Consider the following 12,359-nt stretch of genomic DNA (forward strand, 5'->3'; position numbering starts at 1 on the left):
CATTTGCCCGTCGCGTGTTGCGCTGTCCGTCGGCTCGTCCATGCGAGCCCGCCATGATAGCAGCGGTTCTTTTCCCATTTATGAGGAATCGCACGACGGCGGCCGCCGCATTGGAACGCGCCCGCCACTGCGCGCTCAAGCTAAAATTCCGCGCATGCCGAAACAGCCTCCTCTTTCGCGCGACAAGCGCGCCGACTCAGCCCTATCCAACGAATACACCGTGGACGAACTCGCGCACGTTGCCGGTACGACGGTGCGCAACGTGCGGGCATACCAGGACAAGGGGCTGCTTGCCCCGCCCGTGAAGCGCGGACGTATCGTCGTATACGACGACACTCACCTCGCTCGCCTCAAGCTCGTGCATCATCTGCTCGCGCGCGGGTACACGCTCTCCAATATTCAAGATTTGATCCAGGCAGTCGAGGAAGGCCACGACCTGCGCTCGATCCTCGGGTTGGAGACGGCAATCGGCTCGCGCTGGTCACACGAAAGGCCGCAGTCCTATTCGTTGACCGAGCTGTGGAAAATGTTCGGGGGTCCGTCGCCAAAGCGCGTGCAGCAGGCGCTGGAACTGGGCTTCATCGAGCGCGACGGGTTGAAGTTCGTCGCGACGAGCCCCGCATCGCTCAAAGCAGGCGCGGCGCTCGTAAAAGAAGGCATTCCGGTCGACGATCTGCTCGAAGGTGTTCGTATTCTGCGGCCGCATTTCGACGCCGTGGCGAAAGCGCTCGTCGACCTCGTGGTCCGGCGGCTCGACCGATACGAAGCCGACGCACTGCCGCCGCCCGCCGACGTGCCCGCGCTCGTCGACGCCATCTGGCGTTTACGACCGCTCGCGATGGTGCTGGTGGAAAGCGAAATGAACCGCGCGCTCGAGGAGGCATCGGGCGACTACCTCGTGAATCGCGTCGCTTCCATTCTCGAATCGCGCATCGGTGAGGCGCTCGATACCGAAACGGATACGGATACCGCCGTCGACCGGCCGGTGAAGCGCAAGGCGCCGCCGAAGGATGCCGCGCCACGCGTGCGCGCAGTGGCGGGCGCTGGCACGCGGCGCACGCGTACGCGCTGACGAAGCATGGGCTGCACGCGCACCAGCCACCCGGAGCCGAGCGGCGCGGACGAAGCAACGGCACAACGGCGCGGTAATGATGCGCCGCGGCACATCCGCGCGCGTCCTGGACCGGAGGATTGACGCGCGCGCCGGCTCGTATCATCCTGGAAGCGATCCGTTCATCGGCCCATGCGCGCGTCCATTCGGCGCGCGATGTGGTCTGTCGCGATGCGGCGACGCCCATGCATGACATCGACGAATTTCTCAAGAAGCACCACATCACCGAAATCGAGGCGATCATCCCCGACATGGCGGGTATCGCGCGCGGCAAGATCATTCCGCGCAGCAAGTTCGAATCGGGCGAATCGATGCGGCTGCCGCAAGCAGTCATGGTGCAAACGGTAACGGGGGATTACCCAGCCGACGGCAGCCTCACCGGCATGAGCGATCCGGATATGGTTTGCGTGCCCGATCCGTCGACTATCCGCCTCATTCCGTGGGCGGTCGACCCCACCGCGCAGGTGATTCACGATTGCGTGCATTTCGACGGCACGCCGGTCCAGATCTCGCCCCGCTACGTACTACGGCAAGTACTGCAACGGTTCGCAGCCCAGGGTTGGAAACCCGTCGTGGCCCCGGAGCTCGAGTTTTATCTCGTCGATATGAACAAGGACCCCGATCTGCCGCTGCGTCCGCCCGTGGGTCGCACGGGCCGTGCGGAGACCGGCAGGCAGGCTTATTCGATCGAGGCCGTCAACGAATTCGACCCGCTCTTCGAAGACATCTACGACTATTGCGAAGTACAGGAGCTCGAAGTCGACACGCTGGTACACGAAGTGGGCGCGGCGCAAATGGAGATCAACTTCCGCCATGGCGACGCGCTGAATCTGGCCGACCGCGTGTTCCTCTTCAAGCGGACGGTTCGCGAAACGGCGCTGAGACACCAAATGTATGCGACGTTCATGGCCAAGCCGATGGAGCACGAGCCCGGCTCCGCCATGCACATTCATCAGAGCCTCGTCGAGGTCGAACACGGAAGCAATTTGTTTACGGCTGCGGACGGCTCGCCTTCGCCGATGTTCTACGCCTACGTTGCGGGGCTGCAGAAATACACCCCGGCACTGATGCCGATCTTCGCCCCCTACATCAACTCCTACCGCCGCCTGTCACGCTTCATGGCCGCGCCGATCAACGTGCAATGGGGTTACGACAATCGCACCGTGGGCTTTCGAATCCCGCATTCGGCTCCGCAGATGCGGCGGATCGAAAACCGTATACCCGGCGTGGACTGCAACCCTTACCTCGCGATCGCAGCCACGCTCGCGGCCGGCTATCTCGGCATCCAACAACGCCTCGCGCCCAGCGACCCGATCGTGTCCGACGGCTATTCGATGCCGTATCAACTGCCGCGCAACCTCGAGGAGTCGCTCACGTTGATGAGTGCTTGCGAGCCACTTGCTGAACTACTCGGCGAACGTTTCGTGAAAGCCTATCTCGCGCTGAAGGAAACCGAGTATGAAGCGTTCTTTCGCGTTATCAGTTCGTGGGAGCGCAAGCACCTGCTCCTCAATGTGTGACGCTTCGGGCAGCCGCAGCCTGAGGCTGTCAGACGCTCGCCGGGGCCCGAGGCACGACGTTCAAACGCACGCCGAGCGCATCGAGCAGCTTGAAAATCGTCTCGAGACGCGGCTTCGATCCCGGCGCGAGCGTCTTGTAGAGACTTTCGCGACCGAGCCCCGCCTGCAGCGCCACATTCGCGATACCGCGCGCCTTCGCCACATCGGAGATGGCCGCAACGAGCACGTCCGGGTCCTCCTCTTCCAATGCGGCATTGAGATAGGCCGCGATCATTTCCTCGCTATCGAGGTATTCGGCCGCATCGAAGCGAGCAGTCTCGACGTTACGCATGTTCTTTCTCTCCTGATCGTGCGCCATAGCGCCTTTGCAAATGCGATATCGGCGCGCTGGCCGGCCTTGCTCCCGCCCGCCAGCAACAGGTAGGCGACCCTGCCCTCGCGAACGAAATAGATACGGTACCCGGGGCCGAAATCGATGCGCATCTCGCACAGCCCATCACCGAGCGCCTTGCAGTCGCCCCAATGCCCAAGCTCCGCCCGCTTCAGCCGAACGAGCACCTTGGCCCGCCCCTGAAGATCCTTCAGCCCACCCAGCCAGGCGTCGAATTCCGCAGTGCGGTTGATGGCGTTAACAGGAGATATTGTATCCATGTAGATACGACAAGGCAAGAAGAAGTATCCAAGATTCGTGCATTTGGACCCGTTCGTCATGTCGGCCAAACGGGCAATGGTCGCCAACGCCCCGGCTCTCCCCCCGTTTTCATCGAGTCCCCCCTCTAACGCGGCACTTGATGCGTTCCGCCGGAGCCCCTATCGTTACATCCAACAATGTAACGATTAAACGCGGGCAATCAGGGAGCCCCACGGATGAACAAAGTCGACGTCGCGATCATCGGCTCGGGCTTTGCCGGCCTCGGCATGGCAATCAAGCTCAAATCGGCCGGCATGCACAACTTTCTCGTGATGGAGAAGGCGGACTCGATAGGCGGCACATGGCGTGACAACCATTACCCGGGTTGCGCCTGCGATGTGCAATCGCACGTCTATTCGTTCTCGTTCGCGCCGAATCCGCGCTGGACGCGCATGTTCGCCCCCCAGCCGGAAATCCGTGAATATCTGCAGACATGCGCCGCGCAATTCGGCATCGAGCCGCACCTGCGCCTCGGGCGCGCGCTCGTGCATGCCGCGTATGACGAAGCGGCGCAACGCTGGCAACTTCGGTTCAGCGACGGCAGCGAACTGTCCGCGCGTGTGCTCGTGTCAGGGATGGGAGGGCTTTCGCGGGCCGCGACGCCCGATATTCCCGGGCTCGAGACGTTCGCCGGTAAAACGTTTCATTCGCAGCAGTGGGATCACGGCTATGCGCTGGAAGGCAAGCGCGTGGCGGTAATCGGAACGGGGGCGAGTGCGATCCAGTTCGTGCCGCGTATCGCACCGCGCGTGGCAACGCTCGCGCTCTTTCAGCGCACGCCGCCGTGGATCATGCCGAAACCCGACCGCGCGTTGAAACGATGGGAAAAGTGGCTCTTCGAGCACTTGCCCGTCACGCAGCGGTTGACGCGCGCCGCACTCTACTGGCAGCTCGAATCGCGTGCACTCGGCTTCGTGGTCCATCCCGCGCTGATGAAATCGGTACAAAAGCTTGCATTCGCCCATCTGCGCAGACAAGTGCCGGACCCGGCTTTGCGCCGCATTCTCACGCCCGATTACACGATCGGCTGCAAGCGGGTACTGATGTCGAACGACTACTACCCGGCCCTCTCGCGAGCGAACGTCGCAGTCGTCACGTCCGCCATCGCCCGCATCGAGGAGGATGCGGTCATTACGGCCGACGGCCTCCGTCACGCGGTCGATTGCATCATCTTCGGCACCGGCTTTCATGTCACCGATCCGATGCCGCGCGGCATGATCCATGGGCGCGGCGGCAGCGATATCGTCGATGTCTGGCGCAACGGCGCGCATGCTTATCTGGGCTCCACGCTGCCGGGCTTTCCGAACTTCTTCATGATCATCGGCCCCAATACGGGCCTCGGTCACAACTCGATGGTGTACATGATCGAAGCGCAGGTGGATTACATCGTGCGCGCGTTGACCACGATGCAGGCGCATCGCGCCCACGCGATCGAAGTACGAGCGCCGGTCGAGCAGGCGTACAACGCGCGGATCCAGCAGAAGCTCTCGCGCGCCATCTGGTCCATCGGCGGCTGCAAAAGCTGGTATCTCGATCCAAAGACCGGCAAGAACACCACGCTCTGGCCTGGCTTCGCGTGGCGATTCCGCCAGGCGACGCGGCGCTTCCGGCTTGACGACTATCACGCTTATGCAGCGACCGATGCAACGCGCGCGTCGGCAAGCGCGAATCCGGACACGCGCGACGTCGCCCGGCAATCGCCGGCCGAAGTGGCTTGAAGCGGCTTGAAGCGCCTTCAAGCAGCCGCACACGAAGGCAGGATCGGACAGCGAGCCTCCGAGTAGCCGAGACCGAACGCAAGGAGCGAAACATTGAAAAACTTCACCGGGAAAGTCGCCGCCATCACCGGCGCCGGCTCGGGCATCGGCCGCGCACTGGCACTCGCACTCGCGCGAGAAGGATGTCACCTCGCGCTGGCGGACCGGGAACCGTCCACCCTCGACGATACGGCGCAACTCGTAAACGCCGCTGCCGGCGCGAGCGAAGCACGACCGGTGCGCATGACCACGTCGGTGCTCGATGTGGCCGACTGCGCGGCCGTCGAATCGTGGGCCGCCGAAACGGCCGAACATCATGGACAGGTCAATCTGGTTTTCAACAACGCCGGCGTTGCATTGTCCAGCACCGTCGAGGGCATGGACTACGCGGATCTGCAATGGATCGTCGGGGTCAACTTCTGGGGCGTCGTTCATGGAACGAAAGCATTCCTGCCGTACCTGAAAGCGGCCGGAGACGGCCATATCGTGAATACGTCGAGCGTATTCGGACTCTTCGCGCAGCCCGGCATGAGCGCATACAACGCGACGAAGTTCGCCGTGCGCGGCTTCACCGAATCGCTGCGGCAGGAGCTCGATCTCATGCGCTGCGGCGTATCGGCCACCTGTGTGCATCCGGGCGGGGTGCGCACCAACATTGCCCAGGCCAGCCGCATCTCGTCGAACATGCTCGGCTTCCTTATCGAAGACGAGCGCCAGGGCCGCGACGATTTCGAGCGATTTTTCATCACGAGCCCCGACGACGCCGCGCGCGTCATTCTCGACGGCGTGCGCCATGACAAGCGGCGCGTGCTGATCGGCCGCGACGCACGGGCGGCGGACCGGCTCGTGCGATTCATGCCTGCCGCTTATCAGGCTGTCGTCGCCTATGCCGCGGGCCGCCTTCGGCGGCAACGCGCAGCGCGGCACGGCCGCGCTGCCGGTTCAACCCTATCCTCGATCGGAGAAAAGCGATCATGACGATGCCCGTTCGACGCGACCTGCGCTTTGCGCTGCCTGCCGAGCGAGCCTGCAACTGGCACGCGCTCGGCCCACACGTCACGCACTTTTTCAACGCCCTCTCGCTGCTCTTCCCCGCCGGCGAACGCTACTTCATCGACAGCGTGCGCTACTACCGAGATCGCATCGAAGACCCCACGCTCAAACAGCAGGTGGTCGGCTTCATCGGACAGGAGGCTATGCACACGCGCGAGCATATCGAGTACAACGCGCTGCTCGATGCAGCCGGACTGCCGGCATCCAGGCTCGACAAGTGGATCACGGCACTGCTCGATTTCGCGCGCAAACGGCTGCCGCACTCGGTTCAGCTCGCGCAGACGGTTGCGCTCGAACATTACACGGCCATGCTTGCCGGCTTGTTGCTCGAAGACGCATCGCGCATCGAAGGCTCGGTGCCGAGCTATGCCTATATGTGGACATGGCATGCACTCGAGGAAACGGAACACAAGGCCGTATCCTTCGACGTATGGAACGCAGTCATGAAACCCGGCATGAAGCGCTACCTGATCCGCACGCTGACCATGCTGCAAATCACGGCCATGTTCTGGGCCATCGTATTCACCTTCCATATGAAGCTGCTCTCCGCCGAGCGGCGTCAGCGCGGCCGGCAGCCTGGCATGTGGGCGCTCGTCAAGTTTCTGTTCGGCAGGCGCGGCGTCTTTCCCTGCATCGCGTTCGAATGGCTGAGTTTTTTCAAGCCGGGCTTTCATCCATGGGACCATGACAACCGCGCCGAATTGCAGCGTATCGCGGCGCTCGTCACGGCCGTCGAAAGCGATCAGCGCGAGGGCCCTCCCGCCCGACGCGGCTTCGCGCGCGTGCGCGCCCCCGCATGACCTCGACCGTCCAGACGTTGCGCGTCTCATCGCGCGGGCTCGGTCTGGCGGTCTATGTAAGCGGCCCGTGCGACGCGCCGCCTGTCGTATTCGTACACGGGTATCCGGACTCGGCGACGGTTTGGAACGCCGTGCGCAGCCGGCTCGACGCGCGCTTTCGTGTCATTGCATACGACGTTTGCGGTGCCGGGCACTCCGACGCGCCCCGCGAGCGACGAGGCTATCGCCTCGAATGTCTCGCCCAGGATCTCATGGCCGTGGCGGAAGCGACGTGCGGCACGCGCCCGTTTCATCTCGTCGGCCACGACTGGGGCTCGGTCCAGAGTTGGGAGGCCGTCACGGCGCCGGAACTGGCTGGGCGGATCGCCTCCTTCACGTCGATTTCCGGGCCCTGTCTCGACCATGCGCTGCTGTCGCTTCGCGAGCGGGAAGGCCGGCCGCGCCACGGACGCTGGAAGCAGATGCTCCGGTCCGCCTACATTCCGTTCTTTCATCTACCGTTGTTGCCCGAGGCGTTCTGGCGCAGCATCGGCGCGCGTGCGTGGCCATTTTGGCTTCGCCGGACCGAGCATCTTCGTGTCGAAGCCGACCCGCTGCGCGTGCGCAACGCCGTGAACGGCCTCGAACTGTATCGCGCCAACTTTATCGAGCGCCTGCGGTTCCCGCGCCCACGGCAAGCGCAGGCAGCCGTGCAATGGATCGTCCCCTTGCGCGATCATTACGTCGGCCCGGATCTCGCCACGAGCGGCGAGCGTTGGGTGCAGACGTACGTGCGCGCGGAGCTCGATGCGGGCCACTGGGCGATCCTGAGCCACCCCGGCGACGTTGCCGACGCGATACGCCGGTTCGTCTCGCGCTGCGCGCAATCCGATCCAAAGCGCTCGACGGTGCTGTCGAGGCACCCGGCACGAGCGGCGGCGCATCACCCGCCGATTTCGTCGAAGAGCCCGTAGTGCAAGGCGTAGCGAATCAGCGCGGCATCGTGTGGCAATTCCATTTTTTCGAGGATCCGCGTGCGATGCGTGCTCACCGTCTTCGGGCTGACGCCGAGAGCCTCGGCGATACGCGAGACAGTCAGGCCGTCGACGATCAGACGAAATATCTGTGCCTCGCGGTTGGAAAGCCGTTCGTGCGGTAACGCGTCTAGCGGCTCGTCGAGCCGCCCCGCCATGCATTCGGAGATCGCAAGCCCGACATACACGCCGCCGCCGGCGACGCTCTCGACGGCGGCAGCCAGTTCCGAACCTGCCCGCTCTTTCGTCAGATAGCCCGAAGCCCCTGCTCGGAGCGCCTGGATCGCGTACCGTTGCTCCGCATGCATGCTCGACACGAGGATTCGGAGCGCAGGCGCGTCCCGCCGCAATCGCCTGATCAACTCGAAGCCGTTGCTGCCCGGCATCGATAGATCCAGCACGAGCACGTCCGCGGGCGTCGCAGTGGCGAGAGCGAGCGCGGACGCACCGTCGTGCGCTTCGGCCATCACGATCATCCTCCCCGTCGACTCCAACACCCGCCTTTGGCAATCTCGCAGCATGGCGTGATCGTCTGCAAGCAGCACTCGAATCATGGCCGGCCTCGCGCCAAAGACTTCAGCGCCCGCCATTCGGACGCGATTCGTCTTGGTCGCGAATTATCCTAGCGACACGAATCCCCGCTTTCCATGACATTTGCTCGCTTCGCTGCATATTGGCGAGCTCAATATTGGCAAGCCCAAGCGAGAATGCTATTTCGATGCCTGTTCTTGTTCTCTATATCGCGAAAGTCGATTGGCAACGTGCGGTCACGCTCAGATGCCTATCTTGCTTGTGCGCCATAGTTCAGATGATCGGAAGACTCGGATATGTCCTACGCAATCATGTCAGCCGGCCTACAGCTTGACGGCATGTCCGCCGATTCCCGCATCCCGACGAATGCCCGAGACTTTCATTACGTTGCGGGAACGCGCAAAACCATCAATCAATCCTGCGTTTCCACTCGCATCCATTCCACCGAGGAGACAATCTGATGTTGACGCCCCACCAGATCGCCGCGCTCATTATTGCAGCCAATGCTCCCGAAACCGTCGATACAGGCAATCCCGACTTCAAGCTGCTGGAGGAAAAGCAACTGATTCACTACGTGTGCGATCCCAGCGGAGCGGCGCGCGTGCGCGTCACACCGCTCGGCGTCGAAACCGTAAGCCGTCTCAGTTACATTGTGCGTGCGCCGGCGAACGGCGATCGCCGCTCCTGACAGATTGCTCCCGCTCCCGCGCCGCACGGCAGGTTCGACGGAGGGCGCGTTCGCGGACTCACGGCTGTTTCGCCCTTTTTACCCCATGCGGCACGTGGCCATTGCTGGAGGCCGCACGCAGCCGGTGACGCATCGTCATCGACCGAATCGACGGCTGCACAAAGCTGCGCCGCGTCTGGGCAAACGATGCCAGTCTGGCGCACACGCGTCCATTCACGCTGTCGGCGGGGAAGCAGCCCTGCGCGTCCGCTACGCCGGCGGCTATCCCGGTCAGTACCTCGACGGCTTCGTCCACCGATTCGACGGCGTAGATGTGGAAGCGGCCAGCCGCGGCCGCCGCGACGACATCCTCGCGCAACATCAAATGCTTGATATTGGCGCGCGGAATGACGACGCCCTGGTCGCCGCCAAGCCCCCTCGCCTGACACAGGTCGAAGAATCCTTCGATCTTCTCGTTGACGCCGCCGATCGCCTGCACGCTGCCGTATTGATCGATCGATCCCGTTACCGCCAGCGTTTGCCGGATCGGCACATCCGCCAGCGATGAAATCAGCGCGCACACTTCTGCAACCGACGCGCTATCGCCCTCGACTTCACCGTAGGTCTGCTCGAACGTCAGGCTCGCGGACAGACAAGGCGGCTGGCCGCTGCTGTAACGAGCGGTGAGAAACGAGGCGATCGTCATGACCGCTTTCGAATGAATCGCACCGCCGAGCCTGGCTTCGCGCTGGATATCGACGACTTCGCCGTCTCCCAGGCGCGTGCGTGCCGTGATGCGCGCCGGCTGGCCGAACATGACGCCGCCCATCTGCGTGACCCAGAGCCCATTGACCTGCCCGCTTTTCGCACCCGACGTGTCGATCAGCACGGTGCCTCTCAACGTCTCTTCCTGCAAGCGGCGGCGGACGCGATCGGTACGCGCGCGCTGCGCGTCGACGGCCGCCTGCACGTCGGCATCGGTAACGACCTTGCCTCCACGCTGACGTGCCTGGAACTCGGCTTCGCGCAACAGATCGGCCAGGGAGCGCATATGCAGAGAGATCTTCTCGGCATCGCCGGCACTGCGCGCCTGCTGCTCGACCACGCGCATGACGGCGCCGCGATCGAGCGGAAGCAGGCCGTGGTGCTTGACGAGCGATGCGACGAGACGCGCATAGCGCCCGTGGTTGGCCGCGTCGCGGCTCAGATCCTCCTCGAAATCGGCCGGCACCTTGAAAAGTTCGCCGAAATCCGGGTCCATTTCATAGAGGAGGTAGTACAGCCAGCGTTCGCCGAACAGTACGACTTTCACGTCAAGAGGCACGGGCTCCGGCTCGAGCGAAACGGTACTGACCATACTGAACATTTCGGCGAGCGACTCGATGCGTACTTCGTGACGCAAAAGCGCGCGCTTGAGCCCCTCCCAGGCGAACGGCTGCCGCAGCACCTTGTCGATCTCGAGCAGCAGATAGCCGCCATTGGCACGATGAAGATCGCCCGGCTTGATGAGACTGAAATCGGTCACCAGCGTGCCGAGCATCGCGCGATGCTCGACGCGTCCGACAAGGTTCTGATACGACGGAAAGTCCTGATAGACCACCGGCGCCCCCTGCCCTGCCTCGTGATCGAGCAGCACGTTCACCCGATAGCGCACGAATGCCGAGGCATCGGGAACCGGCTGACCATCGCTGTCGGGAAGCTTGCGAAACGCGTCGACATTGTCGAGAACGTCCACCCGCACCGCGCGCAGATACTCCGCGACGGCAGGCAGATCGTCGTACGCCTTCTCGAGCGCGTTCATCGAAGCGCCGACCGCCGACATCGCCATCTCGCGGTTCAGCGCGCGCAGCCGCTCCCGGCGCTCCTTGTGCCAGACCGGCACCTGATGCAGCAGTTTCTCGAGACGCTCCTTGAGCGAGGCGATCGCCTCTTCGAACGCCGTGCGCTTGTCGGCCGGCAGCGCATCGTAGTCCTTCTCGCTCATCGTCTCGCCGTCGCGCATCGGCATCAGCGTCAGACCGACGGGCGTCCGCACGAGTGCGACATCGTGCAATGCCGCGTCTTCTCCAAGTTCGGCGAATGCTTTTTCCTGACGAGAAGAAAACTCGGCATCGAGCTGCTCGGCGCGCGCGCGATAAGTCTCGCCCTCGAACGTAGCCGGGACGGCTACCTTCAGCTCTTCGACAAGCTCGTCCATATCCTGGCGCAGCTTCGTCGCACGGCCCGGAGGCAAGCGCAGCGCGCGCGGCTTGTGCGGGTGCGCGAAATCGTTCACGTAGCACCAGCCGTCGGGAGACGCCTGCGATTTCGCCCTGTCGGCAAGCAGCCTGGCGAGCATCGTTCGCTTGCCGGCCCCACTGCGGCCCAGCACAAAGAGGTTGTAACCGTCGTGCGTCATGCCTACGCCAAAGCGGATTGCCTCGACGGCGCGCGCTTGTCCAACGATCTCGTCCAGTTCGGGAAGATCGCTCGTCGTTTCGAAATCGAACTGCGCGGGATCGCATTTTCGACGTAACAGATCGGCGGATAAGCGAAGCGATGGCGTCATCAGAACCTCCTCTGGATCTTGCAGGCGCCTCCTATCGTGCCCGACCATGCGAAACGGGCCTTGACCGGGGTCAACGCAAGTCCGCGGCGCCGCCGCGCGCGGTTATTGACATTGGTCAAAGTCCGCGGCGCACGTCGTTCTTACGATGCATACGGGGCGCCCTGCGATAAGCGCGCGTTGCGCATGCCACTCCGGTATCTGCCTTCATCGGCATGCCCCGTCCGCGGGAGGATCTCGTCATGAAGGACGCATACGAACGCCGTGCGCTGCTCGTGCATCTCGGCGTTGCGCTGCAAATGCTAAGCCGTATCGTCGAGTACGAGAAAAGCGACGAGACGATCGGCGAACTCCTCGCACGCGAGCCGCTGCTCGCAGACGTGCCTTTGCTCGAATACCTCTTCGATCGCATGAGCGTGCGTGAGCTCGGCTCGAACGTCCTTCATGCGTTTTGCCTCTGGCCCCGGCTGCTGCTCGACGACGAACTCGATCGAAACGCGCTGGCCGATCCGGTGCGCACGCATCTCTTCGCCGGTAATCCGCGCGGGTGGAATGCGTATCTTCAGGCCATGCAGCGCGAGGTGCAATGGTTCGGCGAAGGACTGCCGCTCGCGAACGGGCACGCATGGTCGGACGGTGCCGAGATACATCCAGTCTGAGCACAGGGAGCT

The 12,359-nt window shown here is 63.3% G+C and carries 12 protein-coding genes; 8 read left to right on the forward strand and 4 right to left on the reverse strand.

The window, feature by feature from the left end; all coding sequences use genetic code 11:
* Nucleotides 1–154 precede the first annotated feature (154 nt).
* A complete protein-coding gene (locus U0034_RS22675) occupies nt 155–1,072 on the forward strand; it encodes a MerR family transcriptional regulator (RefSeq protein ID WP_085225387.1) in 918 nt (305 codons plus the stop codon).
* 224 nt (nt 1,073–1,296) lie between these two features.
* Complete coding sequence (locus U0034_RS22680; RefSeq protein ID WP_085225386.1) at nt 1,297–2,631, forward strand: glutamine synthetase family protein; 1,335 nt, start codon at nt 1,297–1,299, stop codon at nt 2,629–2,631.
* A gap of 28 nt (nt 2,632–2,659) precedes the next feature.
* On the opposite strand, the gene U0034_RS22685 is transcribed toward U0034_RS22680, so the two are convergent.
* Both U0034_RS22685 and U0034_RS22690 read right to left on the reverse strand, forming a co-directional pair.
* Nucleotides 2,660–2,962: an addiction module antidote protein gene (locus U0034_RS22685; protein WP_085225381.1), complete on the reverse strand. Its 303-nt coding sequence runs from the start codon at nt 2,960–2,962 to the stop codon at nt 2,660–2,662.
* Nucleotides 2,902–3,342 (reverse strand): type II toxin-antitoxin system RelE/ParE family toxin, encoded by a 441-nt coding sequence (locus U0034_RS22690; protein WP_327197076.1) that lies wholly within the window; start codon nt 3,340–3,342, stop codon nt 2,902–2,904. Before U0034_RS22690 ends, U0034_RS22685 begins: the two co-directional genes overlap by 61 nt.
* 156 nt (nt 3,343–3,498) lie before the next feature.
* On the opposite strand from U0034_RS22690, the gene U0034_RS22695 reads away from it, so the two are divergent.
* The 4 genes from U0034_RS22695 to U0034_RS22710 all read left to right on the forward strand — a co-directional run bounded on the left by U0034_RS22695 (nt 3,499) and on the right by U0034_RS22710 (nt 7,885).
* Nucleotides 3,499–5,040: a flavin-containing monooxygenase gene (locus U0034_RS22695; protein ID WP_085224558.1), complete on the forward strand. Its 1,542-nt coding sequence runs from the start codon at nt 3,499–3,501 to the stop codon at nt 5,038–5,040.
* Between the two features lie 93 nt (nt 5,041–5,133).
* Nucleotides 5,134–6,057, forward strand: a complete 924-nt coding sequence (locus U0034_RS22700; RefSeq protein WP_085224556.1) for an SDR family NAD(P)-dependent oxidoreductase — start codon at nt 5,134–5,136, stop codon at nt 6,055–6,057.
* Complete coding sequence (locus tag U0034_RS22705) at nt 6,054–6,932, forward strand: metal-dependent hydrolase (protein ID WP_085224554.1); 879 nt, start codon at nt 6,054–6,056, stop codon at nt 6,930–6,932. The genes U0034_RS22700 and U0034_RS22705 overlap by 4 nt, the downstream gene beginning before the upstream one ends.
* A complete protein-coding gene (locus U0034_RS22710; protein ID WP_085224552.1) occupies nt 6,929–7,885 on the forward strand; it encodes an alpha/beta fold hydrolase in 957 nt (318 codons plus the stop codon). The genes U0034_RS22705 and U0034_RS22710 overlap by 4 nt, the downstream gene beginning before the upstream one ends.
* Here the strand turns inward: U0034_RS22710 and U0034_RS22715 are convergent.
* A complete protein-coding gene (locus tag U0034_RS22715; protein WP_085225379.1) occupies nt 7,855–8,499 on the reverse strand; it encodes a response regulator in 645 nt (214 codons plus the stop codon). The genes U0034_RS22710 and U0034_RS22715 overlap by 31 nt on opposite strands.
* A gap of 437 nt (nt 8,500–8,936) precedes the next feature.
* Between U0034_RS22715 and U0034_RS22720 the strand changes: the two genes are divergently transcribed.
* Nucleotides 8,937–9,164, forward strand: coding sequence for a hypothetical protein (locus U0034_RS22720; protein WP_085224550.1), 228 nt, complete (start codon nt 8,937–8,939; stop codon nt 9,162–9,164).
* A gap of 58 nt (nt 9,165–9,222) precedes the next feature.
* On the opposite strand, the gene U0034_RS22725 is transcribed toward U0034_RS22720, so the two are convergent.
* Nucleotides 9,223–11,691, reverse strand: a complete 2,469-nt coding sequence (locus U0034_RS22725; RefSeq protein WP_085224549.1) for a Lon protease family protein — start codon at nt 11,689–11,691, stop codon at nt 9,223–9,225.
* 239 nt (nt 11,692–11,930) lie between these two features.
* Here U0034_RS22725 and U0034_RS22730 point away from each other — a divergent pair, with 239 nt between their 5' ends.
* Nucleotides 11,931–12,347 (forward strand): hypothetical protein, encoded by a 417-nt coding sequence (locus U0034_RS22730; protein WP_085225377.1) that lies wholly within the window; start codon nt 11,931–11,933, stop codon nt 12,345–12,347.
* The last annotated feature ends 12 nt before the right edge of the window (nt 12,348–12,359 follow it).

Origin of the sequence: Trinickia caryophylli, assembly GCF_034424545.1 — a bacterium.
Lineage (GTDB): Bacteria > Pseudomonadota > Gammaproteobacteria > Burkholderiales > Burkholderiaceae > Trinickia > Trinickia caryophylli.